Origin of the sequence: Alteripontixanthobacter maritimus (assembly GCF_003340475.1) — a bacterium.
In the GTDB taxonomy this organism is placed as follows: Bacteria; Pseudomonadota; Alphaproteobacteria; order Sphingomonadales; family Sphingomonadaceae; genus Alteripontixanthobacter; species Alteripontixanthobacter maritimus.
The window spans coordinates 2,520,512-2,545,857 of the sequence record NZ_QBKA01000002.1 but is presented as its reverse complement, the minus strand read 5'-3'; the positions used below and the strand labels follow the sequence as shown (position 1 = coordinate 2,545,857).

Sequence of the window (25,346 nt, the reverse complement as noted above, 5' to 3'; positions counted from 1 at the left end):
CTTGCGCCGAGTACGGACCGCTGCGTCCGATGGGGGCGGACCGCCTCCGGGTGATTCACGATCCAGATCTTCACGTCCCAGCAGGCGGAATACGACCACCAGCAGCAGGCCATGTATCAGTGCAAGGGAGAACAGGTCGATCACAAGTGCGCGCTTACAGGCAACCGGTTGAGCTTGCGTTAAGGGTGTTGTGGCACACACCATCGTCATGACCCGCGTGCTCCATGTCCTCGACCATTCGTTGCCGCTTCACAGCGGCTACACCTTTCGCACGCGCGCCATCATGACCGCGCAACAGGCGTCAGGGCTGGACGTGCGCGGGATTACCGGGATGCGGCACGCCGCAAACGGTCCAGTGATCGAACTGGCAGAGGGGCTGCAATTCCACCGCACTCCGGGCGAAGCGTCCGGCCCTTCCGGTATGCGCGAGTTGCGCGAAATCGGCGCGCTTGCGGATCGGATCGTGGCACTGGCAGCCACCTGGCGGCCTGACATTCTGCACGCGCATTCCCCCGCGTTGTGCGGCCACGCTGCGCTGCGGGCAGGCAAGCGACTGGGCATTCCCGTGGTGTATGAAATTCGCGCGTTCTGGGAGGATGCAGCCGTAGAAAACGGCACGGGGCGCGAAGGGTCGGTCAAATACCGGCTTACCCGCGCGCTGGAAAACCGCGCTGTCGCAGGGGCCGATGCAGTGTTCACGATCTGCCACGGATTACGCGACGATCTGATCAAGCGGGGCTTCGATGGCGGCAAGATCGGTATTGCGCCCAATGGCGTGGACCTGTCGCTGTTCGGCGAGCCGCCTTCGCGCGATGCCGCGCTGGCCGACCGGCTCGGCATCGGCGCAAATGGCCCGGTCATCGGGTTCGTCGGCAGTTTTTACGATTATGAAGGGTTGGACGATCTTATCGCTGCAATGCCGCTATTGCTGGAACGCGAACCCGATGCTCAATTGCTGATGGTCGGCGGGGGGCCGATGGATGCCGCATTGCGCGCCGCAGCTGAAGTTTCGCCTGCCGGTGACGCGATCCATTTTGCAGGGCGCGTTCCGCACAGGGAAGTGGAGCGCTATTACTCGCTGATCGATATCCTTGCCTTGCCGCGCACGCGTAGTCGCCTGACCGATCTGGTCACGCCGCTGAAACCGCTCGAAGCCATGGCACAGGGAACGCTGGTGGCGGCATCGGATGTCGGCGGCCACCGCGAATTGATCCGCCACAGTGAAACGGGGGTGCTGTTTGCACCCGGAGATCCTGCGGCCTGTGCAGACGTACTTGCCGCGATGAGCGCCGACCGGAGTGGTTGGGACGCGATGCGCACTGTCGCCCGCGCGCATGTCGCCGCCCATCATGATTGGTCGCGAAACATTCGTCGTTATCAAGACGTTTACCATCACCTGTTAGACCGTTTGCCGAATGGGGCGTTGCGCACCGCTGCCTGACCGGCGGCGGACGGTACCGGCCCGGCTAGCAACAAGGGTCGTCCACACCGTGACACGAAACGACAACACAGCATTCGGCACCAAAGCCCAGCCACCGAGCGCGAAGCGCACCGATGCGCCAATCACGGCCCATCCCGGGTTTCCGCTATTGGTGGCTATCTGGTTTGCGGCCCTCCTCGGAATCGGATCGATGGTGCTTCCCACCGCGCTGATCGAGCGCGCCGCAACCGCCTCGGGTCTCGCATCGATCCTGCCTGCCGCCAATCCGCCGCTGGGCATGACCGCCCGCATATTGCTGGCGCTGATCGCTGCGGCCTTCGGTGGAGCGCTCGGTTTTCTGATCGCCCGCAAGGCCGCTGCGCAGGCCGGGGCTGCATTAAGGGATGACCGAGTATCCGACTTGCACCGTAACGAAAGTCGCAACGAAATTCGTAGCGAGCCGGGCGATCCGGCAGTCGATCTGCCTGCAAAACGCCCGATTTCAGCTCGCGAGGAACTTGGTACCATGACTCTGGATGATCCGGTCGACGATAGCGATCTGCCCGGTTCGCAAGTGTTACCCGGCCGGCGGCGCGCGCTTTCGGTGACCGACGAAATACGTGACGTGGAAACCGGTGACGGCGAAACTGGCGACCAGAAAATCGGCGGGCAAAGCTTTGCCATCGGCGATTATGGTGATCTGGACAAGGACTGGCCATCGCAGGCAAACGACGATCCGCAGCACTACGGCAGCGGTTCGGCGGACCCTTCGGCGGCACCTTCGCCCTGGAATAATGGGGTTTTCGATCCTGCCACCGCTGCCGCAGAAACCACGCCCCAACCCGGGGCGGAAGCGCTGGACCTGGCCGATTATACCGCACCGGAAATCTCACCAAGCGAGAACGGAGCATTTGGACCACCGGGATCCCAGGATATCAGCGAGGAGAAAGCAATAGCGGATGCAGGACCTGAGATCCCGCACGCTTTCGATGACACCACCGAGTTTCCAAAAGAAAGCCGCGAGCCTGAGACAGTATTCCTTACCGGCCAGCCTGCGCAAGCTGGCGCAGCGTTCGAAAACCCCGCACGGACCGAAAGTTTCGCTGACACTGAAACCGGCGGTGAGATTGCCGGTGACGTTGCCAGTGACATAGCCGATGAAATGCCGCTCGAAGCGGAGCGCACCCCTGACGCCGCTTCGCAAACGCATTCCGAACCCAGCCTGGGCCAGTTGGTCGACCGCTTTGCCCGCGCTCTCCAGGCGCGCGAACAAGCCAACGCGCAAGGCACTGCCACATCGGCCCAAACGTCGGCCTTTGCTGTGGGCCGCCACGATCCCTTCGCGGCGCCTGCCGAACCGGCACAGCCAGCATTTTCAACGCCTGATGCCCCTTCGTTCGATCCGCAGGTTCCGGCTGCATTGCGCCCGGTCTCTCTCGAATTGTCCGACGAAGATGCTGAGCCCGACGAAGAGGACGCAAGCGACTTTCCCGATCTTTCTTTGGCCTTGGGCACCGCGCGAAAACCGTTCAACCCGCCGCAAGCGGATGCTTCGCCCGCATGCATCGCAACCGAGTTTTCATCCGGGACCGACAGTGCTTTTGGAAACGATGAAGACCAGTACGAAGCGGACGATGCCTATGGCGGCCGGGTATTTGCAAGTGGCGCTTCGGCAGCGGATAGCCAGCATGACCCATTTAGTTCCCTGTTGGCTATGAAAAACTCCGCCGGACAGACGCGTGAAGTCCCGGCAATCGACATATCTGACCAACTAGCGCCGCACCCAGCTGATACGGATACAAAGTCCGGTGTCTGGCCTAAAACATCCGCGCCTTTGGTAACGCCCTCTGCAGCCTCGCCGCGATCCAACGCCGTACCCAAGGCCGAGACGCCCGTTCCGGACAATGAACAGGCTCTGCGCGAAGCTTTGGAGAAACTGCAGCGGATGAGCGGCGCAGCCTGACGTCACGGCCAGCTCGTAGATCTCTTCACGGCTGGGTGGGGTCAGACCGCCTGGCGTGCGGCATCGAATGCGAGGCACCATCCCCTGTGCAATCGTATCCAGCAAAGCGCCCTATCCGCGAGCTTTAACCAGCCCAAGCATTCCTGTTCTCTTCGCAGTTGCAAAAAAACGATTCTGTCTTCAAAGATGGCGTTCGCGACATTTTCACATCCGCCTGGCGCGGTGTAAGTCGCGCTTCGTTGCCGGAAGCGCTGCCTGAAGGCTTGCCGTCCGGCCACTGCAGGATGGAATTGGCATGGCTTACCCAGAACCCCGGGGTCTTTATGATCCGCGTAACGAACACGATGCCTGCGGGCTGGGTTTTGTCGCGCATATCAAGGGTGAAAAAAGCCACGCCATCGTTACGCAGGCGCTGGAAATTCTCGCCAATCTGGATCACCGCGGTGCCGTGGGTGCCGATCCCTTACTGGGCGACGGCGCTGGTCTGTTGATCCAGATACCCGACGCGATCTTTCGCCGCTGGGCTGACAAGGCGGGCCATGATCTGCCGCCTTCGGGCGATTATGCCGTGGCCATGTGCTTCATGCCGCAAAGCGAAGCGGCCCGCACATTCGTCACCGAGCAGTTCGAAAAATTCGTGGCCAAGGAAGGCCAGCGCCTGGTCGGCTGGCGCGATGTGCCCTTCACGCTGGACGGTCTGGGCAAGGCGGTGATCGATTCCATGCCCGTCATCCGCCAATGCGTGATCGCGCGCGGCGAAAATTGCGCGGATCAGGACGCCTTCGAACGCAAGCTGATCGTGATCCGCAAGCAGACGCAGAACCCGCTTAAGAAGCTGGAGGCCAAGCACGACCTGCCCGGCCTGTCGAAGCTGTATATTCCCAGCTTTTCGAGCCGCACCATCGTTTACAAGGGGCTGCTGCTGGCGAACCAAGTCGGCAGCTTCTACGACGATCTGCGCGATCCAGAGTGCATCAGTGCGCTGGGGCTTGCTCACCAGCGGTTCTCCACCAATACCTTCCCCAGCTGGCGGCTGGCGCAGCCGTTCCGCCTGATCGCGCATAATGGCGAGATCAACACGGTACGCGGCAACGTGAACTGGATGAACGCCCGCCGCCGGACGATGGAATCGGAACTGATCGGGGCCGATCTCGACAAGTTGTGGCCCATTGTGCCGCACGGCCAGTCGGACACGGCCAGCCTCGACAATGCGCTCGAATTGCTGCTGCTGGGCGGATACCCGCTCGCCCACGCCATGATGATGCTGATCCCGGAAGCCTGGTCCGGCAACGCGCTGATGGACCCGGCTCGGCGCGCATTTTACGAATATCATGCTGCGCTGATGGAACCATGGGACGGGCCGGCTGCGGTCGCCTTCACCGATGGCCGCCAGATCGCCGCGACTCTGGACCGCAACGGTCTGCGCCCGGCACGGTTCTGCGTAACGAAGGACGATCTTGTCTGCCTCGCTTCCGAAAGTGGCGTGCTGCCATTTGCCGAGGAAGACATCACCCGCAAATGGCGGCTGCAACCCGGCAAGATGCTGGTAATCGACCTGGAAGAAGGCCGCATTATCGAAGACGCCGAACTCAAGGCCGATCTTGCAGCGGCCCAGCCCTATGCCAAATGGCTGGAGCAGGCGCAGTACAAGCTGGAAGATCTGGACGCGATTGAGCCCGACCTGTCCGAAGTGCCCGAACACACGACCAGCCTGATGGACCGGCAGCAGGCCTTTGGTTACACGCAGGAGGATATCACCCGCTTCCTCGAACCGATGGCAATAACCGGCGCAGACCCTATTGGCTCGATGGGAACGGACACGCCGATTGCGGTGCTGAGCGCGAAATCGCGGCTGCTCTACGATTATTTCAAGCAGAACTTCGCGCAGGTTACCAATCCGCCGATCGATCCGATCCGCGAAGAACTGGTGATGAGCCTACTGTCGATGATCGGCCCGCGCCCCAATCTGCTGGGCCGCGATGGTGGCACCCATAAACGGCTTGAAGTGAAGCAGCCGATCCTCACCAATGACGATATGGCCAAGATCCGGTCGGTCGAAGGTGCGCTGGATGGCGCCTTCCGCACAGCCACCATCGATATGACATGGGAGGTGGAAACCGGCACCGACGGCATCGAACTGGCGATCCGCGAGATGTGCTGGGCGGCTACAGAAGCCGTGCTGCAGGACCACACGATCATCATCCTGTCGGACCGGGCGCAGGGTCCGGACCGGGTCGCGATCCCCGCATTGCTGGCAACCGCCGCCGTCCATCACCACCTGACGCGGCAGGGACTGCGGATGCAGACCGGCCTGGTGGTGGAAACCGGCGAAGCGCGCGAGGTGCACCATTTCTGTGCATTGGCCGGCTATGGCGCCGAAGCGGTCAATCCATATCTTGCGTTCGAAACGCTGGAAGATTTGCGCGACGACAAGCTGGGTCATGCCTCCGCCAAGGAAGTACGCGACAATTACGTGAAAGCCATTGGCAAGGGCATTCTGAAGGTCATGTCCAAGATGGGCATCTCGACCTACCAGTCCTATTGCGGGGCGCAGATCTTCGATGCGGTGGGGCTCAGCTCCAACTTCGTGGAAGCCTATTTCACCGGAACCGCCACCACCATCGAAGGGGTCGGGCTGGCGGAGGTTTCGGACGAAACCATCAAGCGCCACACGCTCGCTTACGGTGACAATCCGCTATACGAAACCATGCTGGAAACGGGCGGTATCTACCAGTTCCGCCTGCGCGGCGAGGAACACGCCTGGACCCCTGCCAATGTCGCGCAATTGCAGCACGCGGTGCGCGGCAACCAGGCCGATACCTATGACGAATATGCGCGGTCCGTGAACGAGCAGGCCGAACGTCTGCTGACCATTCGTGGCTTGATGGAGCTCTCCCCCGCAGACAGCGCCATTCCGCTGGAGGAGGTCGAGCCTGCCAGCGAAATCGTCAAGCGGTTCAGTACCGGCGCGATGAGTTACGGGTCCATCAGCCGCGAGGCGCACACGACGCTGGCCATCGCGATGAACCGTATCGGCGCACGCTCCAACACCGGCGAAGGCGGCGAGGAAGCGGATCGTTTCCTGCCGATGGATAATGGCGACACGATGCGCAGCCGGATCAAGCAGGTTGCCTCTGGCCGTTTCGGCGTGACCACCGAATATCTTGCCAATGCCGACGATATCCAGATCAAGATGGCGCAGGGGGCCAAGCCCGGCGAAGGTGGCCAACTACCCGGTCACAAGGTCGACAAAGCGATTGCCGCCGTGCGCCATTCCACACCCGGCGTGGGCCTGATCTCCCCTCCGCCGCACCATGATATCTATTCCATCGAGGATCTGGCGCAGCTGATCCACGATCTGAAAAATGTGAACCCAGCCGCACGCATTTCGGTCAAGCTCGTGTCCGAAGTCGGCGTGGGTACGGTCGCGGCGGGTGTGTCGAAGGCGCGCGCGGATCATGTCACCATCTCGGGCTATGAAGGCGGCACCGGCGCGTCGCCGCTGACCAGTCTGACGCATGCCGGCAGCCCATGGGAAATAGGCCTCGCCGAGACCCAGCAGACGCTGCTCCTTAACGATCTACGCAGCCGCATCGCGGTGCAGGTCGATGGCGGATTGCGGACCGGGCGCGACGTTGCCATCGGCGCGTTGCTGGGCGCGGACGAATTCGGCTTCGCCACTGCCCCGCTGATTGCAGCTGGCTGCATCATGATGCGCAAATGCCACCTCAACACCTGCCCGGTTGGCGTGGCGACGCAGAACCCGGAACTGCGCAAGCGATTCACCGGTACGCCCGAACACGTCATCAATTACTTCTTCTTCGTGGCGGAGGAATTGCGCGGCATCATGGCCGAAATGGGCTTCCGCACGGTGCAGGAAATGGTCGGGCGCGTGGACCGGATCGATACCCGCCGCGTGGACCGCCACTGGAAGGCGCACGGTGTGGACCTTGCCCGGTTGCTCCACCGGATCGAGCCGCCTGCGGGGCGCGAACTTTACAACACCGAAACGCAAGATCACGGTTTGGGCGCGGCGCTCGACAATGAAATGATCGCGCAGTGCAAGCCTGCCATCGAAGGTGGCAAGCCGGTGGTGCTGGATATGCCGATCCGCAACCTCAACCGCACGACCGGGGCCATGTTGTCCGGCGCAATTGCCAGCGCATACGGGCATGCCGGTCTCGCCCCCGATACGATCCGTGTGAACTTTACCGGCACCGCCGGGCAAAGCTTCGGCGCGTGGCTCGCGCATGGTGTCACATTGACGCTGACCGGCGATGCCAACGACTATGTCGGCAAGGGTCTGTCCGGCGGTCGCATCGTGGTGCGCCAGCCCGAATACGTATCGCGTGAGCCGACCGAAAACATCATCGTCGGCAATACGGTGCTGTATGGCGCGATTTCCGGCGAGGCGTATTTTGCCGGAGTGGCAGGCGAACGCTTTGCCGTGAGGAACTCCGGCGCAATTGCCGTGGTCGAGGGGACCGGCGATCATGGCTGCGAATACATGACCGGCGGTGTGGTCGTCGTGCTGGGCAAGACCGGCCGGAACTTTGCGGCCGGAATGTCCGGCGGTATCGCCTATGTCTACGATCCCGAAGGCACTTTCGCGAAACTGGCCAACACCGCGCAGGTCGAGCTGGAGAGTATCTCCGCCGCGCCCGACCCCGATGAAGGCACGGGCCGACCGCAACAGCGTGCCAGCTCGGTTCATGATCTGGGGTTGGGGGACATGTTGCGCCATGATGCGGAACGGCTGAAAATCCTGATCGAACGACACAAGCTGCATACCGGCAGCGCGCGGGCCGCTGCTTTGCTTGGCGATTGGGACACCGCGCTCACGCAGTTCGTGAAAGTGATGCCAACCGATTACCGCGCCGCGCTGGAACAGCTGGAGGCCGAACGCGAAGAGGCCGCCGGAATCGCGGCGGAATAAGGAACAGGGCGATGGGCAAGGACACCGGTTTTCTCGAAATCGAGCGGCAGGATCGCAGCTATGCGGCGCCGGAAGAGCGGCTGGCGCATTACCGCGAATTTGCCATTCCGCACACCGAGGACGCGTTGAAACAGCAGGCAGCGCGATGCATGGATTGCGGCATTCCGTATTGTCATAACGGCTGCCCGGTGAACAACATCATCCCGGACTGGAACCACCTGGTCTATGAAGGCGACTGGAAGAACGCGCTCACCGTGCTGCATTCTACCAACAACTTCCCAGAGTTCACCGGCCGCATCTGTCCCGCCCCGTGCGAGGCAAGCTGCACGCTCAACATCACCGACGAGCCGGTGACCATCAAGAGCATCGAAGCCGCCATTATCGATCGCGGATGGGACGAAGGCTGGGTCATGCCGCAGATACCGAAGGCCAAGACCGGCAAGTCGGTGGCGATAATCGGATCGGGGCCCGCGGGCCTCGCCTGCGCGCAGCAACTGGCCCGCGCGGGGCATTCGGTGACCGTGTTCGAAAAGAGCGATCGGATCGGTGGCCTGCTTCGCTACGGTATTCCCGACTTTAAAATGGAAAAACACCTCATCAACCGCCGCGCGGTGCAGATGGAGGCAGAAGGCGTGGAGTTCCGCACCAGCAAGGAAGTGGGCGTCGATATCGCGTTTGCCACGCTGGAAGAGAATTTCGACGCAGTGGTGCTTGCAGGAGGTAGTGAAGATGCGCGCGCGCTCGCCATTCCGGGCGCGGAACTGTCCGGCGTGCGGCTGGCGATGGAATTCCTTACCCAGCAGAACAAGAGGAACGCGGGCGACGACGAAACCCGCGCCGCGCCGCGCGGAACGCTCACTGCCAAAGACAAGCACGTGATCGTGATTGGCGGCGGCGATACCGGGAGCGATTGCGTGGGCACATCCAACAGGCAAGGCGCCAAAAGCGTGACGCAGCTGGAGATCATGCCGCAGCCGCCGGAACGCGAAGACAAGGCGCTCACCTGGCCGGACTGGCCGGTAAAAATGCGCACCACTACCAGCCATGAAGAAGGCGCGAACCGCGATTGGGCGGTGCTGACCAAACGCGTGGCGGGCAAGGACGGCGATGTAACCGGCCTCGAATGCGTGCGCATCGAATGGGAAGGCCGCGAGATGAAAGAAGTGGAAGGCAGCGAATTTACCATTCAGGCCGACCTGATCCTGCTCGCGATGGGCTTCATCGGACCAAAAAAGCCCGGAATGCTTCAACAGTCGGGCGTTGCGCTATCGGATCGCGGCAATGTCGACGCAGATACGCAAAACTACGTAACGACTCGGGAAAATGTGTTTGCTTGCGGGGATATGCGCCGCGGCCAGAGCCTGGTGGTGTGGGCGATTCGCGAAGGCCGGCAGGCCGCGCGGTCGGTCGATCAGGCGCTGATGGGAACCAGCCAACTTCCGCGTTGAGCGGGTGACGGATTGTATGGGTGGTCTGTGTTTTCTTTTTAGATAACCTAGGGTTAACACCAATGATGCTGGCTGGAGAAGATTAGATACAAAAGAAAAAGGGCCCGGAATTCGGGCCCTTAAACTTATCTGGTTCTGCTAGTTTCTAGCGGCGGCCTGTGCCGAACAGTGCTTCAATGATCCACATAGCGAGCTCCTTTCAGTACGAGTTCACTATGAAAATGCATTAACCAATGAAGTTTGTCAAATATTTACCAAGTTTGTCCCGCTTTGGAACGCTCCTGGCGAAACGGTATTCTCTTCGCAAATTGTATGAGGTCAGCAGTGGATAATGGTTTCGCTATGCCGAAGCCTTGCACGATCGGACACTGCATGCGCCGAAGGTTAGCAATGGCTGCGGCATCTTCCGCACCCTCAGCAACAACCCGTGCACGGGTTTCGGCGCCGAGCTGGATGACGCCAGCGACAATACCGCGGCAAAGCGGTGAGTGATTCATTTTCGCAACGAACGTGCGGTCGATCTTAATTTCGTCGAATGGAAGGTTGTCCAGCACTTCGAAATTTGCACAACCCATGCCGAAATCATCAATCGACATCTTGATGCCCATACCCTTGAACCGGGCGAAAATTGCCCGCGCCATGTCCATATCGCCGATCCGAGAGGTCTCGGTAATTTCGAGCACCATATAGCGCGGATCGATAGTACTTTGCATCAACGCACGTTCGACGACATCGACCAGTCTCATATCGTCGAGAACAGTCGCCGACACATTGATCGATATTGAAAACGGTTCGGCGCTAGCCCAAACCTGTGAAAGTTCATCAAGCGCCCGGCGTAGGACCGTATCGGTCAGGCTGAGCATCCGGCCAGTCTTTTCACATTGTTCGATAAAAAATGACGGCGTGATGTTCCCGCGTTCTGCATCATGCCAGCGAACCAGAACCTCTACGCCCGACAAACTTCCATCGGCCAAAGAGATTTGCGGCTGGTAGACCGTGTATATGTCTCCGTTCTCGAGCGCCTGATCGATTTTCGACTGGAGGCCCATACCCCACAGTCGCTCTTCTTCGCGTTCGTCTCCGGCTGAAAATACAACCGGGTGATAGGCTTCATCACTTTTATCGGCGGCGCCATTTGCCGACGCTATCCGCGCGCGCGGACGTAATTCTTGGCTATCATCTATACCGAATGTGACCAGAGCATCGATCAGAGTGTTGCCGACCGACAGAGGTTGCGACAACAACGCGCGCAAACCGCGCAGGTGGTTTGCTAGCTCGTCGCGTGACAAACCGGGCATTCGCCAAGCCATCCGATCGCGACCATTGGTGTAGACAACCAAATCTTTGTCGAATGCGCGGATACGCCCGGCAATCGCGCAAACGAACTCCACGCGTTGGCTTTCGCTTAACAATGCGGCAATGTCCTCATGCCGATGGATACGCGCAATAATAAGAGGTTGAGCCTCGCCGGCAATATTACGGGCCAAGTCCGTTTCCAGCGCGTCGAATGTCTGCAATCCGGTGGATTGGTCGATGCCGAAACCAGCACCGAGCCTAGCCGTCGCCCTCAGCAGCGCAAAGATCCCTAGAGGTGCAAAAGCGACGCCTGCGCTGAAAGTTGCGGCGGTTAGGCCATCGAACACAATGAACAGGATTGGACTAATGACGGCTACGCCATAAGCGGCAATACGCCAACTGGTTCCGGAAAGAGAAACCGCAACGGCTAACAACAGAAGTGTAACGATAAACGGCGGCCAAGTAAGTGGCTCTGACCACCACGTAGAAGTGACGCTTTCTGCAGCCAAGATCGCTACGTACGGGCCGGGCACGGATAATTCGGAGGGGATAGCAACCACACCCGACGTGCTGCCGACGACGATTTTCTTTCCTGCCAACTTATCAACGTCGAACGATTGGTTTGCGAGGGTTTGAGCGCTCCAATTCGGAATGGCTGACCGATCTAGAGTGTAGTCGACGAAAATCGTATTCTCGATCCTTTTGTCCTGCCCGGAAAGGGATTGCACATACCAGGGTAGCCCCACATCGATGTTCTCGCTCGGACGCCTCGAATACCAGGTGTATCCCCACACATCGAACTGCTCGTCATACGCTACCGACCGTGGCTCACCGAGGGCTTTGCCCCAGTTCGGCTGCAGGGTAACGGTTCCGTCTTCGGCGATCGAGGTGCGCCGCACGATATGCAGGCCGCCGTCCCACGTACGGAATGCTTCGCGCAATTCGGCCTGGTCGTACGTGCCGGAACTTTTCGACAATTGTTCGCCCAGTTCCGGAATATCCAGGTAGACATCCTTTACCGCGGCCGCGTCCAGCGACTGGAGCAGCGCTCCCAGCTGATCGGCCTGTTGTTCCAGCGGTTGTTCGGAGAAGTCCTCGTCCAGCCCGACAAACGCGATATCACCCGAAGGCTCGCTGTCGAATGCCGCGGCCTCCACCATCCAGACACCCATATCGACCAATTCCCCAAGCCGAAGCGGGAAAATGACGCAGATGCTGAGAAGAGCGGCCAGAATGAATTGGCCTAAGCGGCTGCCTATCAACCACCGGGTCGAAAATCGCCTTCTGGCACGCCGGATGCTGTGTTTGAGCCCCATCGAGGCTGCGATAGGAGAAAGACAGTTAACATGTGGTAAGTATGACGGGTGCACTTCCCGCAGGCGTTGATATGCCTTGGTTAATTAATGCACCTATTCGTGGCGCAGCGCATCGATCGGATCGAGTTTCGATGCCCTTCGTGCCGGATAGTAGCCGAACACGATGCCCATGAAGGCCGAAAACACGAAGCTGAGGATGTTGATCGCGGGATCGAAAATGAAGTCCCATTCCAGCGCAGCCGACGCAGCGACCGAGAAAACGAACCCCAGCGCGATGCCCACCAGTCCGCCAAAACAGCACAACACCACCGCTTCGGTCAGAAATTGCAGCCGAACCTCCCGTGCCAACGCGCCAATCGCCAGCCGGATGCCGATTTCGCGGGTCCGTTCCGTGACCGAAACCAGCATGATGTTCATGATCCCGATACCGCCCACCAGCAGGCTGATCCCGGCAATCATGGCGACCATCAGCGTCAACACTCCGGTCGCCGCGCCTAGCGCGTCATTGACCTGCGCGGTGTCGATCACGTTGAAGTCGTTGTCGATCCCTTCCTGCAACAGCCGGCGTTCGCGGAGCAGTTCCACGAGTGACGCCTGGATGGTGCTGCTGGCATAGGCATCGTCATACTTGATTACGAAATACTGGATATCGTCACTGCCGACGAAACGTCGCTGCACAGTCTTCAGCGGCATCATGACGACATTGTCGTCATCCGTACCGCCGCCGCCCTGCCCGCGTTCTTCCAGCGTTCCGACAACCGTGCAGGACACGTTGTTGACGCGCATCCGTTCGCCCACCGGACTGGTGCCAGGAACAAAAATTGCTTCGACGACCTTGGGGCCAAGCAAGCAGACATTCTTGCCGGAGGTTTCCTCTTCGGTCGTAAACGGACGCCCATCGAGGACTTCGATCGATTGCGCCCGCAAGAATGCCGTGTCGGCGCCATCGACCTTGGTCGACCAATCCTGCCCGTTGTGAAACGCGGTGGCCGGGGCAGACGTGCTGCCGGCGGCATCCACCACGCCCGCGATCTGGCTGGCGACCGCATCGACATCGCTTTGGTCGAATGGACGCCGCACCCCGCTTTCGGATGGTACGGGGAAGACAATGAATACGTTGGAGCCGAGCGAGCTGATCTGCTGCTGAATGGATGCGGTCGCGCCGTTGCCTAGCGTGACCATAGTGATGACCGAAGCGACGCCGATTATGATCCCCAGCGTCGTCAGGAACGAGCGCATAAGATGGCGGCGTATCTCGCGCAGGGACAATAGCAGGGTGGCGCCGAACATGCCGAACATCAGGCAGACGCTCCTGCCGCGGGGGCAAGTGGCGCACCGGCCACGCGCGTACCGCTCTCGATCCGTTCCACGATACCGTCGCGGAAATGCACGATGGTGCGGGCAAACTCGGCCATTTCCTCCTCGTGCGTCACCATCAACACGGTGATGCCTTCGGAATTGAGACGGGTGAGAAGTTCCATGATTTCGATCGAGCGTTCGGTGTCGAGGTTCCCCGTCGGTTCGTCTGCCAGCAGTACGTCAGGCTGCGTCACGAGCGCGCGGGCGATGGCAACACGCTGTTGCTGGCCGCCCGAAAGTTCCGCCGGAGTGTGGTCGGCCCATGGCACGAGTCCCACCTGGTCCAGAGCGTGCAGCCCGGCTTCGCGCCGCTGCGCCTTGGTTTCCCCGCGATACAGCAGTGGCAGTTCCACATTCTCCAGCGCACTTGTCCGCGACAGCAGGTTGAAGCCCTGAAACACGAAACCGAGATAGCGCCGACGCAACAAGGATCGCTGATCCGGATTGAGCGCCTGCACCTGCACTCCGCGAAACTTGAATATGCCTGTGGTCGGTACGTCGAGGCAGCCGAGGATGTTCATCGTGGTGGATTTGCCGGAACCGGATGGGCCCATGACCGCCACGAAATCGCCGCGCTGAATTTCGAGATCTACCCCGCGAAGCGCCTGGAACGCGGCCTCTCCTTCACCGAAAGTCTTGGTAATCCCTTCCATTTCTATAAGCGGCGCGTCTTCGCAAGGCGCAAAACCGGGCGAAGCGCCTTCGCTTCCCGCTTCGGGAGCATTCTCGCGCGCGTCCTCGCGCCGGTCGTCGATCTCGTCCGGCTTGAAACCCGGTACGCCTTGAGAAAAAGGAAACGGTTTGCGGCTCACTCGGTTTTCGCCCCGACGCCGGTTACGACCTTCATGCCCGGTTCCAGGGCGCTGGACGTCACCACGGTCATCCGTCCGTCGGTCTGCCCGGTTATGACGTCGATCGCTTCCAGTGTGCCGTCATCTTTCAGCACATGGACGCGCTGCTTGCTGCCGACGCCGATGGAGGCCTGCTGTTCCTGCTGTTCCAGACCCACTTCGACATTCAGCGCACTACCGCCGCCCGTATCGACTTCCTCGTCCGGATCGAACCGCAGCGCGCCGTTGGGCACCAGCATCTTCTTGCCGGTGCTCTGCGTGGCGATAGTGGCCGTGGCCGTCATGCCGGGGCGCAGTAGCCCTTCGGAATTGGTCACCGCCAGCCGCGCTTCGTAACTGACCACCGAATTGGCACCCGGTGTCGCCTGCCCGGTTTGGGAGCCGGTGTTGCTGCTGGCCTGATCGACCCGCTCGACCACCGCAGGAAAACGGCGGCCGGGATACGCATCGACAGTGAAAGTCGCCTTCTGGCCCTCCTCGACCTGACCGACATCCGCCTCGTCGATTTCCACCCGCAGCTGCATGGCTGCGAGGTCTTCGGCGATAATGAACAGGTTGGGCGTGTTGAAGCTGGCAACCACAGTCTGACCAGGTTCGACCTGCCGCGCCAGCACAACACCCGATACCGGCGAACGGATTACCGCCCGGTTGCGGCTGGTGACAGAGGACGACAGTTGCGCCTCGGCGGAAGTGATGTTGGCCCGCGCAGAAGCGACTGCGGCGGCGCTGCGTTTCACTGCGGCCTCTGCCTGTTCGAGCTCGGTCTGGGACGGAACCTTGCCGCCCGATGCCTCGTACACGTTGCGCAGGCGCGCCAATTGCGCACGTTCCACATCCAGCGTGGCCCCTGCCTGGTTGAGCTGGGCACGAGCGGCGTTCACGTTCGCCCGGCCTTGCGTCACCTGATCGCCGATGACATCGGTGTTGATCTGGGCCAGCACCTGACCGCGTGCCACACGGTCGTTCACATCCACCAGCACGCGGTCGACCCGGCCGGAAACTTCGGACCCGATATCGACCTGGTTGGTCGGGCGCAGATTGCCGGTCGCGCTGACGGTAAGGTCGAGACTGCGAGCCACCACATCATCGGTAATGTATTCAGGCTGCTCGTCACCGCCCATGCATTGGGAAACCGACAGTGCCAGAATGACGAGCACCAAGACCGGCAGCCACACCTTCATCCACCGGCGCCACCACGGACGCGGTTTCGCACCCAGGAACTCGTCGATCTGGGCGGGATCCGGATTGCCGGTCCGGGGTGTTGCCCCGGTACTGCTGGCCGTGCCGGAAACATTTGCCTCGGTCATTCTTCGATCCTTTCGCCCATGGGCGTCACGTCGTCAGCTATCAGCGGTGCATCGGACAGGTCGGCATCCGGAACCCCGGCGTCCTGTAAATCGGCCCTTTGCAAATCGGCAGGAGTCCAGCCGCCGCCCAGCGCCTGCGTCAGCCGGACGAATGCAGCCGCGCGGTCCGCTTCGCTCGCTACCAATGCGTTGCGCGCGCCCAGCAACTGATTTTCCGCTGTAAGCAGGGTCTGGAAATCGATCAGCCCGGCCTGATACTGGCTGCGCGCAAGCAGAGCGGCGTTTCGGCCCGCGTCCAGTGCCTCATTAAAAATGACAACGCGTTCGCGCGCGGCGCGCAATGCCACAGCGGCGCTTTCGACATCTTCCAGCGCACCGAGAATGGATTGCTCCCACCCGGCCAGCGAAGCCCCGGCGGCCGCCTCCGCGCCGTCGATCTGTGCGCGGGTGCGCCCACCATCGAACACCAGCTGCCGGACGCCTGCGAACAGCCCGCCGGTTATGATGTCGAACAGGTTGGACGGATTAGTGAAGGCAGCGCCGATATTGCCGGTCAGTTGTACCAGCGGCAGCAATTGTGTGCGCGCCAGACCCAGCCGTGCCGTGTCCGCCAGCAAGGCGGTTTCCGCACGGCGTACATCGGGACGACGGCGCAGGATTTCGGCAGGTGCGTCGAAGCCGAACCCGGCAGGCGGCAGGGGAATTGTCGCGGCATCCTCAAGCAACGCGAGCACCGGGCCGGGTGCCTCACCGATCAGCGTGGAAATCGCATTCGCGCTGCTGGCCAGATCGCTTTCGATGGCCGGGATGGTAGCGGCCGTCTGGGCGCGCTGGCTGCGCGCCTGTTCCACATCCAGGCTGGATACGAGCCCGGCTTCGCGCCGCCAGCGCGCGATCTGCAGGTTCTCGTCCTGGATCGCCAGCGTGTCGCGCGCAATCGCCAGCCGGATCGCCGAAGCGCGCGCGGAAATGGTAGTCTGCGCGACCTGCCCCACGATCAACCGTTGCAGGTCAGCCAATGCAAAGCCGGACCCCGCCAGCTCCGCTTCCGAAGCTGCAACGGCGTAATCAACGCGGCCGAAGATGTCTGCTTCCCAACTGACATCCCCGCCGAGCGAAAAGTTGAGTTCGTCGGAAGCGAAATCACCGAAGTCGCGCCGCACGCCGCCCGACGCATCGACCTGCGGCAGATAGCTCGCACGCGCCTGACGCACCGCGCTGCGCGATTGCGCCACGCGCGCCGCAGCAGCGGCAAGTTCGCGGTTGGCGGTAATCGATTGCGCCACGAAACGGTCGATCAGCGGATCGTCCAGCAAACGCCAGTAATCGACCAGATCGATTGTAAGCGGTGCCGGATCGGCCTGCTGCCAGGCTGCCGGCACCGATACTGCGGGCCGCGGTGCTTCCAGCGCCAGCGGCGCAGTACACGCGGAAAGGACGGAAAGGGACGAAGCAAGCGCCAATGTGCCAGTCACCCGGAACCGGCGCGGAGCCTGTTGTATAGAAGTGCCGGTAATTCGCCCCAGCATTTGGTCCCATCCCCCTTATTGCACTGCCGCCCCTGATAGTCTTGTCGAAACAAACCGGTAAGGCCCGTATCGAGACCCGGCCGCGAAGCAGTGTCTTACTCGACTATAGCAGCAGCTTTTGCCAAGCCAAGAGGCGGAACCGGCTTTTATCGGTTCATCTACGCCGTTGGTCGGGTTGGCAGCGCGGATGACTCGGGGATCAAGCCGCCGCCCAATCGATCGCCCCGCGACCGCTGGCTTCCAGAAACACATTCGTCCTACTGAACGGCTGCGAGCCGAAAAACCCGCGATAGGCCGAAAGCGGGCTGGGGTGCGGCGCGGTGAGGACCAGATGCGGCGTTCCATCGCCCGGTTCGGATCGCAGACCATCGATATGCTGCGCCTTGGCCTGCGCTTGGCTGCCCCATAGAATGAAGACGGCGGGGTCCGCGCGTTTGGCTACGCTCGCCACAATGGCATCGGTAATTGCGGACCAGCCTGCCTTTGCGTGGCTTCCGGCTCGTCCTGCCTCGACCGTCAGCGCCGTGTTAAGCAACAGCACGCCTTCCCTTGCCCAGCCGTCCAGATTGCCATCGGATCGCACCACGCTGATATCGTCCGCCAGTTCGCGGTAAATGTTGCGCAGCGACGGCGGTAGCTTCACCCCGGCGGGGACCGAGAAGGCGAGACCATGAGCCTGCCCCTCGCCATGATAGGGGTCCTGCCCCAGGATCACCGCCTTCACCGCATCAGGCGGTGTCAATTCGAGCGCGCGGAATCGCTGATGCGGCGGGGGGTATATCGTCTTCCCCCGATCGCTATCGGCTTGCAGGCGTTGTTCTAGCGCAGCCGCGTGGGGGCTTTCAAACGAAGGGGCAAGCGCGTCGCGCCAGCATTCGGGAACGGTGTCCAGCATACACCGCCATGTGTCGCCTGCGCCGCGCGAAGTCGAGAGGGCCGTCACGAAAAAAACCCGCGCCGCGCGCCCTTCCCGTTTGCCTGCAATACGCCTACACACCGCCGCCTATGACCGTATACTTTCATGAAGAAGACCTGCCCGCAGGCGCGCTCGCCGATGGTCCTGTCGCCGTCGATACCGAAACCATGGGCCTCGTCACCACGCGCGACCGGCTCTGCGTGGTGCAGATTTCGGATGGCGGGGGCGATGAACACCTCGTGCGGTTCAAGAACGACAGCGCTTACGATGCGCCCAATCTGAAGGCGGTGCTGGCCGATCCTGACCGGGTGAAGCTGTATCACTTCGCCCGGTTCGATCTCGCCGCGATCGAACACTATCTAGGCGTGATGGCCGCGCCGGTATTCTGCACCAAGATCGCCAGCAAGCTGACGCGCACCTATACCGACCGCCACGGCCTGAAGAACCTGGTGCAGGAATTGCTGGGCGAGGATATGTCCAAGGCGCAGCAATCGAGCGATTGGGGCGCAGATACGCTGACCCCGGCACAGCAGGATTACGCCGCATCGGACGTGCGTTTCCTCCACCGGATGCGGGACATCCTGGAAGTGCGGCTGGAACGCGAAGGCCGCACCGAAATGGCGCAGGCCTGTTTCGACTTCCTCCCTGCACGCGCCCGGCTGGATATCGCCGGTTGGGCCGAGCACGACATCTTCAGCCATATGTAATGCGGGCAAGCGCACAGCCATCGCGATGAACGATCTCTCCACCGCCACGGCCGAGATGCCCAGCGCCGAGTTCACAGCTACCGAGCTGGAAGCGCATGAAACGCGCGCGGCGGCAGAACTGCGCAATGCGCGCCAGCATTTCGCCACGCCCGGCGGCTTTCACGATAAGGTAGTGCGGTTCCTGGGTGCAGCGCTGCCGATGGGCGTGGGTGTGGTGGCGGCGTTAATGGTGGTCACTCCGCTCACTCCGCGCGGAGAAGTCAGCTTCCTGCTAGACCGCAACAAGGTTGCCATCATCGACGAGCGCCTACGGGTGGACAACGCCACCTATCGCGGTTCCGATACCAAGGGTCAGCCGTTCTCCCTGATGGCGGGGGAAGCGGTGCAGAAATCTTCCGCCGAAGGGATCGTGCGGATGCGCGAACTGGTGGCGCGGATCATCCTGCCCGAAGGTCCCGCCCGCCTGACCGCGCAAGGCGGTTCGTTCGATATCGACGAGGATACGGTGGCCGCCGTCGGTCCTGTCCGGCTGACCGCTGCCGACGGTTATTCGATGGTCGCGCGCGGCGTGTCTGTCGATCTGGCAGACAAGCGTATGGTCGGCAGCCGAGGCGTGGAGGGTGCGATTCCCGCAGGCACATTTTCCGCCGACGCCATCCGCGCCGATCTGAACGCGCGAACCATATTGCTCGACGGGAATGCGCGGTTGCGCATGGTGCCCGGTAAGTTGAGGATGCCCTGATGAAACCTGTGTCTTTCCCGCCTTCGCGCACGGCCTGTCGGAACGCCGCCATCGGCTTCGTCGCAACGGCGATCATGCTGGGCGGTATCCAGTTGAGCGCGCAGGCGATCGGCGGGCATAACTCCAACGCGCCCGTTTCCTACGCCGCCGACCGGATCGAATTGCAGGACCGGCAGAACCGCGTCGTGCTGTCGGGCGGGGTGGACATTACCCAGGCCGGATTGCGGCTGCGCGCACCGCGCACGGTGGTGAACTATTCCGATGCGGGCGGTCTTTCGATCCAGCGCATCCTTGCCACCGGCGGGGTGACGGTTACGCGCGGCAGCGAGGCGGCGAGCGGGAACGTGGCCGTGTATGATTTCAACCGCCGCATCATCACCATGGCGGGCAATGTGCGCCTGCGCCGTGGTGGCGACACGCTGAATGGCGGACGCCTCACCATTGATCTCAGGACCGGTATTTCCAGCGTCGACGGGCGTGCGGGCGGTTCCAGCAGCGTGACCGGTGAAGACGGGACGGTGCGGGACAATGGCAGCGGACGCGTCACCGGCACGTTCTCCGTTCCCGACCGGAACTAGGCCTTGGGCTAGCGCCTGACGCGGGCAGCGCGGGCGATTTCCGCCAGACCCTGCGACAGCAGCACTTCTGCCGACTGGTTGTTGGACAGGAGCGCGCGGTGCAATTGCATCAGCCGTTCCACCAGCCGCGAAAGCTTGGCTTCGGAATTCCAGCAGCGCAGCTGGTTGTCGAGATCGCGGCGGTCCTTCCAGAACACCCGGCGCGCCTGCTGTTCGTTTTGCAGCACGCCGGAGATATCTCGCTCGCTGCGGATTTTACCCGCGATCTGCGCCAACTGTGCCGTACGCCGTTCGAACGCCAGCAGCAGCCCGACGGGGTTCAACGAAACTTCCCGCATCCGCCGCAATTCACCGGGTAGCTTGGCCGTTTCGCCCGACAGCACCGCATTGACGAGCGGCATGAAGCCGTCCTCTTCCGTCGCCGCGCCGATCGCTTCCAGATCTGCGGCATCGGCGGGCTTTGGCGATTCCACACTGGCATCGAGATATAGCGCGAGCTTGGTTACTTCCGACTGCGCCAGTCGCACGTCGAGGCCCGCGCCGCGCGCAATGCGCTCCCCCAGATCGCCATTAAGGCGCACTCCGGCGGCATCGCCCATTTGCCGGATTTGCGCGGCTACGGCAGGCAGTTCGGGCGGGTAGAACATGCCCACCAGCGCATCCTTGCGCTTCAGCAACAGCTTGGCCGTGCGGGATTTGTCGGTGGCGGACGTCGCCACGATCAGCACCGGACAGGCCGCACCCAACCCCTGGTCCACGCCATCGACCAACAGCTTCACCGCATCATGCGCCTCCTCGCCATTGGCGCGGACATAGATGTGGCGGGTGTCGCCGAACAAGGACGAGGATCGCGCCTCGTCGCCCAGCCTGACCGGATCTTTCCTGAGATCCCCACCGCTCATATCCACCCGCTCGCCGGGGTCGGGCAGGAGTTCGTGGATGCGCGCCGCCGCCGCCGACGCCCCCGCTTCATCGGGACCGCAAAAGAAGAAGATGTTCGCCTCTTTTGCCGCACGCGGGGCCGCGCCTGCGAAATCCTTCTGGGAGGTCTTCATCGCGGCCTCATTCAGGCGCGGAAGCTGGTTTCGTGGCCTCGCCGCGTGTCCGCAATTCCAGCGCCACCCGGGTCACGATCTGGTCGGCCACTTCCTTGGCGAGATTTTCCAGCGCGCGCTGTTCGGCGGCAATGGTCGCATATTCGCTCGACACGACATCGATGCCGGCGTCCGATCCCGCGGTGGCGTCAATCAGGATGGTGTCGGCAGCGATATCGACCAGCTGGTAGCGCGCACGCAGGGTCCGGCGTTCGCGGCTGACCGTATCATCGTTGAGAACGCCCAGCCCTTCCAGCTCGTCATCCAGCCGCACGTCTAGCCGGTAGATGGCCCCGCCGGTGCTACCGCTATTGCCCAGCCGCTGGTTCAATTCGCCCTGCAGCAGCCAGCCGCTGCGATACGGAATGTCGGACACCGTAATCTGGCCAAGCCCCTGCGCCACTGCTCCGCTCGATCCGCCGGCATACATCGGCGTCAGCCCGCAGGATGCGAGCAGTAAGGCCATCGGGGCAAAAAGGATTACGCGGATCATGTAACGATGTTCACCAGCCTGTCGGGCACCACGATCACCTTGCGGACCGCCGCGCCATCGAGCGAACGCTGGACCTTCTCGCTCGCGAGCGCAAGCGTCTCCATCTCGTCCTTCGGCAGGCCCTTGGTCACGGTCAGCGTGTCGCGCAGCTTGCCCTTGTGCTGGATCGCAATCGTCACTTCGTCCTCGACCAGCAGGCTTTCGATGACCTCCGGCCACGCAGCCTGCGCGATCAGCCCCTCTCCGCCGATCCTGGACCAGGCCTCTTCAGCCAGGTGCGGCATCATCGGACTGGAAAGCAGCATCAGCGTGCGGATCGTCTCGCTGCGCGTTGCGGACGGCGCGGCTTTCTCGGCCAGGCCGGTCAATTCGTACAGCCGCGCCACAGCCTTGTTGAAGGATAAAGCCTCGATATCCTCTGCCACAGCAGCGATGGTCTGGTGCGTCTTGCGTTCGAGCGTTATGTCCTCGCCAGCCGCGCTCGCATTATACTGCCCGAACAGCCGCCAGAGCCGCTGGACGAACCGCCCGCAGCCCTCGATGCCGGCTTCCGACCATGGCAGGTCGCGCTCGGGCGGCGAGTCCGACAGCATGAACCAGCGCACCGCATCGGCCCCGTAATCCGCAATGATCGCGTCTGGATCGACCACGTTCTTCTTGGATTTCGACATTTTGACCACGCGGCCGATTTCGACTTCGCCGCCATCAGCCGTCAGCCGGGCGGCCCGCGCCTCGCGACTGATCTCGGTGGGGGCGTAATAAACCGGGCGGCCATCCTGGTTGCGGCTGTACGTTTCGTGCGTCACCATCCCCTGCGTGAATAGCGAGGCGAACGGCTCTTCCAGATCGATCAAGCCGATAGCTTTAAGCGCCCGCGTCCAGAACCGCGCATAGAGCAGATGCAGGATCGCGTGTTCGACACCACCGATATATTGTTCGATCGGCAGCCATTTCGCCAGTTCCTCCCGGTCGAACGGCTTGTCCGCGGGCTGGCTGGCGAAGCGCAGGAAATACCAGCTGGAATCGACGAACGTATCCAGCGTGTCGGTTTCCCGCACCGCATCGCGTCCGCATTTCGGGCAGGCCACGTGCTTCCAGCTCGGGTGTCGTTCCAGCGGATTGCCCGGCGTATCGAATTCCACATCTTCGGGCAGAGTGACCGGCAACTGGTCTTTGGGCACCGGCACCACGCCGCAGCCTGACCCCTCCCCGTCGCTAACGGCATTGCCGCAATGAATAAACGGGATCGGCGTGCCCCAGTAACGCTGGCGCGACACACCCCAATCGCGCAGCCGCCAGACGGTTTTGCCTTCGCCCCAGCCCGCATCCTCGGCGCGCGCGATGACTGCAGCCTTGGCGTCGTCGACACTTTTACCGTCGAGAAAGTCTGAATTGACGATGCGGCCTTCGCCGGTCTGCGCCTCAGCCAAAGGAGTGGCAGCATCTGCGCCGTCTTCCGCCACTACGCGCACGATCGGGAGGCCGTATTTGGTGGCGAAGTCGAAGTCGCGCTGGTCATGGCCCGGTACCGCCATGATCGCGCCGGTGCCGTAATCCATGAGCACGAAATTCGCGATATAGACCGGCAGGTCGCCGCCTGCCAGCGGATGGATCGCAACGATCCCGGTGTCAAAGCCCAGCTTCTCTGCCGTTTCGATTTCCGCCGCCGTGGTCCCGCCGCGCTTGCATGTCGCAATAAAGTCCTGCGCGGCCGGATTGCCGTCCGCCGCGCGCTGCGCCAGCGGATGGTCGGGCGCGACCGCCACGAATGTCGCGCCAAAAATCGTATCAGGGCGCGTGGTATAAAGGTCGATCTGCTCGCCACCGACAACGCCGTCACCCTTCAGGGCGAAGCGCAATTCCATGCCCTGCGACTTGCCGATCCAGTTTTCCTGCATCAGCCGCACTTTGTCGGGCCAGCTTTCCAGTTTGCCCAGACCTTCCAGCAACTCATCGGCAAAATCGGTGATCTTAAGGAACCACTGGTTCAGCTTGCGCTTTTCGACTTCCGCGCCGGACCGCCAGCCCTTGCCGTCGATCACCTGTTCGTTGGCAAGCACGGTCATGTCGACCGGATCCCAGTTCACCGTCGCCTGCTTGCGCGTGACCAGCCCGCCGGCATACAGGTCGAGAAATAGCGCCTGTTCGTGGCCGTAATATTCCGGATCGCAGGTGGCGAATTCGCGCGTCCAGTCGAGCGCGAAGCCGATGCGCTTCAGCTGCGCTTTCATGTTGGCGATATTGTCGCGCGTCCAGCCGCCGGGATGCACGCCTTTTTCCATCGCCGCGTTTTCCGCCGGCATGCCAAAGGCATCCCAACCCATCGGATGGAGCACTTCGAACCCGCGCATCGCCTTGTAGCGCGCCAGTACGTCGCCCATCGTGTAATTGCGCACGTGCCCGATATGGATGCGCCCGCTGGGATAGGGGAACATCTCCAGCACGTAGCTTTTGGGCTTCGGACTGTTCGAATCGGCGGCGAAGCATTGCGCCTCGTCCCAGGCCCGTTGCCACTTGGCGTCGGCCTGCGACGGGTCGAAGCGCGCCGTTTGCTGTGCGCCGCTATCGTCGCTCATGTAATGCCCCGGTATGTCTGCGTGGTGGGTTTAGCCGGACACGGCCTGGCGGCGCAGCGTGCGGGCGCGGGTGAGAATGATATCCTCCAGCTTCTGCACGGTGGCGGCCTGTACTGGTGCATCGACCCAGGATCCTGCCTGCGCTACCTGACGGCTGGCAGCCACGCGCACCGCATCGGCGCGCAGATCCTGATCGAGAATGGTGACCGTCATCTTCACTCGCTCACCCGGATTTTGCGGATTGGTATACCAATCGGTCACGATAACGCCGCCAGCGCTGTCTGTCTGGAGCAATGGCGCGAAGCTTAGTGTTTCAAGGCTGGCGCGCCAGAGATAGGAATTCACCCCGATGGTGGTCACCTGCGCCGCGGCAAGGTCGGCGCGGGGCCGGTCGCCGCCGCCGCATGCGGCCAGCGCGGCAAGCGCGGTTCCGGCGATGATTAGGCGAACGGCTTTGGTCGGGTTGTGCGCGGTCATGATCGGGCGATACGTCCTTGGGCGTTGGTTGTCTGCGCCTCTATACCTTTGCGGGCGCCGGCGGCAAGCTGCATGGCTGAATGATCGCGCCCGCCATACAGGCACGAACTTTTTGCATAGGCGCTGTTGCGAACTTCTGCGCTGAATAGCGGCTTAATTGGCACTGGGACCGTAGCGAGAGCCGTAGCACACCAAGGTGTGGGCGCGGAGCAACACCTTACTTGGAATACTCCGCACGCAGCATCCGACAGCCGGGGAATGTCTGGTAAGCCCGGTCGGCATATCGTAGCATTACAGATGTTCCCGAGTCGTTTTGACGCGCAAGGCCAATATCTTGC

The 25,346-nt window shown here is 62.0% G+C and carries 17 protein-coding genes; 7 read left to right on the top strand and 10 right to left on the bottom strand.

All coding sequences use genetic code 11. From position 1 onward, the window contains the following. The first annotated feature begins 208 nt into the window (after positions 1–208). The 4 genes from HME9302_RS12475 (at position 209) to HME9302_RS12460 (ending at position 9,767) form a co-directional block, all read left to right on the top strand. A complete protein-coding gene (locus tag HME9302_RS12475; RefSeq protein ID WP_115367283.1) occupies positions 209–1,441 on the top strand; it encodes a TIGR04063 family PEP-CTERM/XrtA system glycosyltransferase in 1,233 nt (410 codons plus the stop codon). Positions 1,442–1,490: 49 nt separating this feature from the next. Further along, positions 1,491–3,383, top strand: coding sequence for a hypothetical protein (locus tag HME9302_RS12470; protein WP_115367282.1), 1,893 nt, complete (start codon positions 1,491–1,493; stop codon positions 3,381–3,383). 295 nt (positions 3,384–3,678) lie between these two features. Beyond that, positions 3,679–8,319 (top strand): glutamate synthase large subunit, encoded by a 4,641-nt coding sequence (gene gltB, locus HME9302_RS12465; protein WP_115367281.1) that lies wholly within the window; start codon positions 3,679–3,681, stop codon positions 8,317–8,319. Between the two features lie 11 nt (positions 8,320–8,330). After that, positions 8,331–9,767: a glutamate synthase subunit beta gene (locus HME9302_RS12460; protein ID WP_115367280.1), complete on the top strand. Its 1,437-nt coding sequence runs from the start codon at positions 8,331–8,333 to the stop codon at positions 9,765–9,767. A gap of 251 nt (positions 9,768–10,018) precedes the next feature. Here the strand turns inward: HME9302_RS12460 and HME9302_RS12455 are convergent, their stop codons facing one another. The 6 genes from HME9302_RS12455 to ung all read right to left on the bottom strand — a co-directional run bounded on the left by HME9302_RS12455 (position 10,019) and on the right by ung (position 18,320). Then, complete coding sequence (locus HME9302_RS12455; protein ID WP_115367279.1) at positions 10,019–12,379, bottom strand: EAL domain-containing protein; 2,361 nt, start codon at positions 12,377–12,379, stop codon at positions 10,019–10,021. 93 nt (positions 12,380–12,472) lie between these two features. Continuing rightward, complete coding sequence (locus tag HME9302_RS12450; RefSeq protein ID WP_115367753.1) at positions 12,473–13,669, bottom strand: ABC transporter permease; 1,197 nt, start codon at positions 13,667–13,669, stop codon at positions 12,473–12,475. A gap of 8 nt (positions 13,670–13,677) precedes the next feature. Continuing rightward, positions 13,678–14,391, bottom strand: a complete 714-nt coding sequence (locus HME9302_RS12445; RefSeq protein WP_115367752.1) for an ABC transporter ATP-binding protein — start codon at positions 14,389–14,391, stop codon at positions 13,678–13,680. A 155-nt stretch (positions 14,392–14,546) separates the two neighbouring features. After that, positions 14,547–15,896, bottom strand: a complete 1,350-nt coding sequence (locus HME9302_RS12440) for an efflux RND transporter periplasmic adaptor subunit (RefSeq protein ID WP_115367278.1) — start codon at positions 15,894–15,896, stop codon at positions 14,547–14,549. Then, positions 15,893–17,425 (bottom strand): efflux transporter outer membrane subunit, encoded by a 1,533-nt coding sequence (locus HME9302_RS12435; protein ID WP_115367277.1) that lies wholly within the window; start codon positions 17,423–17,425, stop codon positions 15,893–15,895. Before HME9302_RS12435 ends, HME9302_RS12440 begins: the two co-directional genes overlap by 4 nt. A 199-nt stretch (positions 17,426–17,624) precedes the next feature. Continuing rightward, positions 17,625–18,320, bottom strand: a complete 696-nt coding sequence (ung, locus tag HME9302_RS12430) for a uracil-DNA glycosylase (protein ID WP_115367276.1) — start codon at positions 18,318–18,320, stop codon at positions 17,625–17,627. 110 nt (positions 18,321–18,430) lie between these two features. Here ung and HME9302_RS12425 point away from each other — a divergent pair, with 110 nt between their 5' ends. Genes HME9302_RS12425 through HME9302_RS12415 form a run of 3 tightly spaced genes read left to right on the top strand, consistent with a single transcriptional unit; the run spans position 18,431 to position 20,368 of the window. Further along, entirely contained in the window at positions 18,431–19,048 is a 618-nt protein-coding gene (locus tag HME9302_RS12425) for a ribonuclease D (protein WP_115367275.1), read from the top strand. A gap of 55 nt (positions 19,049–19,103) precedes the next feature. After that, positions 19,104–19,790 carry an LPS export ABC transporter periplasmic protein LptC gene (locus HME9302_RS12420; protein WP_115367751.1) on the top strand — a complete coding sequence of 229 codons (687 nt, stop codon included), beginning with the start codon at positions 19,104–19,106 and terminating at the stop codon, positions 19,788–19,790. Further along, positions 19,790–20,368: an LptA/OstA family protein gene (locus HME9302_RS12415; protein ID WP_115367274.1), complete on the top strand. Its 579-nt coding sequence runs from the start codon at positions 19,790–19,792 to the stop codon at positions 20,366–20,368. Before HME9302_RS12420 ends, HME9302_RS12415 begins: the two co-directional genes overlap by 1 nt. An 8-nt stretch (positions 20,369–20,376) precedes the next feature. Here the strand turns inward: HME9302_RS12415 and HME9302_RS12410 are convergent, their stop codons facing one another. Genes HME9302_RS12410 through HME9302_RS12395 form a run of 4 tightly spaced genes read right to left on the bottom strand, consistent with a single transcriptional unit; the run spans position 20,377 to position 25,008 of the window. Then, complete coding sequence (locus HME9302_RS12410; RefSeq protein ID WP_115367273.1) at positions 20,377–21,423, bottom strand: DNA polymerase III subunit delta; 1,047 nt, start codon at positions 21,421–21,423, stop codon at positions 20,377–20,379. A gap of 7 nt (positions 21,424–21,430) precedes the next feature. Then, complete coding sequence (gene lptE, locus HME9302_RS12405; protein WP_115367272.1) at positions 21,431–21,955, bottom strand: LPS assembly lipoprotein LptE; 525 nt, start codon at positions 21,953–21,955, stop codon at positions 21,431–21,433. Further along, on the bottom strand, positions 21,952–24,531 hold the full coding sequence (gene leuS / locus HME9302_RS12400; RefSeq protein ID WP_115367271.1) for a leucine--tRNA ligase: 2,580 nt from the start codon (positions 24,529–24,531) through the stop codon (positions 21,952–21,954). Before leuS ends, lptE begins: the two co-directional genes overlap by 4 nt. A gap of 30 nt (positions 24,532–24,561) precedes the next feature. Further along, on the bottom strand, positions 24,562–25,008 hold the full coding sequence (locus tag HME9302_RS12395) for a DUF3576 domain-containing protein (RefSeq protein ID WP_115367270.1): 447 nt from the start codon (positions 25,006–25,008) through the stop codon (positions 24,562–24,564). Positions 25,009–25,346 lie beyond the last annotated feature (338 nt).

What these genes read in the sequence shown, in the direction of transcription:
- HME9302_RS12475 (WP_115367283.1), top strand. Translation starts at nt 209, where the DNA reads ATGACCCGCGTGCTCCATGTCCTCGACCATTCGTTGCCGCTTCACAGC.
- HME9302_RS12420 (WP_115367751.1), top strand. Translation starts at nt 19,104, where the DNA reads ATGCCCAGCGCCGAGTTCACAGCTACCGAGCTGGAAGCGCATGAAACG.
- HME9302_RS12395 (WP_115367270.1), bottom strand. Translation starts at nt 25,008, where the DNA reads ATGACCGCGCACAACCCGACCAAAGCCGTTCGCCTAATCATCGCCGGA.
- HME9302_RS12460 (WP_115367280.1), top strand. Translation starts at nt 8,331, where the DNA reads ATGGGCAAGGACACCGGTTTTCTCGAAATCGAGCGGCAGGATCGCAGC.
- HME9302_RS12445 (WP_115367752.1), bottom strand. Translation starts at nt 14,391, where the DNA reads ATGGAAGGGATTACCAAGACTTTCGGTGAAGGAGAGGCCGCGTTCCAG.
- HME9302_RS12440 (WP_115367278.1), bottom strand. Translation starts at nt 15,896, where the DNA reads ATGACCGAGGCAAATGTTTCCGGCACGGCCAGCAGTACCGGGGCAACA.
- ung (WP_115367276.1), bottom strand. Translation starts at nt 18,320, where the DNA reads ATGCTGGACACCGTTCCCGAATGCTGGCGCGACGCGCTTGCCCCTTCG.
- HME9302_RS12455 (WP_115367279.1), bottom strand. Translation starts at nt 12,379, where the DNA reads ATGGGGCTCAAACACAGCATCCGGCGTGCCAGAAGGCGATTTTCGACC.
- HME9302_RS12425 (WP_115367275.1), top strand. Translation starts at nt 18,431, where the DNA reads ATGACCGTATACTTTCATGAAGAAGACCTGCCCGCAGGCGCGCTCGCC.
- HME9302_RS12435 (WP_115367277.1), bottom strand. Translation starts at nt 17,425, where the DNA reads ATGCTGGGGCGAATTACCGGCACTTCTATACAACAGGCTCCGCGCCGG.
- HME9302_RS12415 (WP_115367274.1), top strand. Translation starts at nt 19,790, where the DNA reads ATGAAACCTGTGTCTTTCCCGCCTTCGCGCACGGCCTGTCGGAACGCC.
- lptE (WP_115367272.1), bottom strand. Translation starts at nt 21,955, where the DNA reads ATGATCCGCGTAATCCTTTTTGCCCCGATGGCCTTACTGCTCGCATCC.
- gltB (WP_115367281.1), top strand. Translation starts at nt 3,679, where the DNA reads ATGGCTTACCCAGAACCCCGGGGTCTTTATGATCCGCGTAACGAACAC.
- HME9302_RS12450 (WP_115367753.1), bottom strand. Translation starts at nt 13,669, where the DNA reads ATGTTCGGCGCCACCCTGCTATTGTCCCTGCGCGAGATACGCCGCCAT.
- HME9302_RS12410 (WP_115367273.1), bottom strand. Translation starts at nt 21,423, where the DNA reads ATGAAGACCTCCCAGAAGGATTTCGCAGGCGCGGCCCCGCGTGCGGCA.
- leuS (WP_115367271.1), bottom strand. Translation starts at nt 24,531, where the DNA reads ATGAGCGACGATAGCGGCGCACAGCAAACGGCGCGCTTCGACCCGTCG.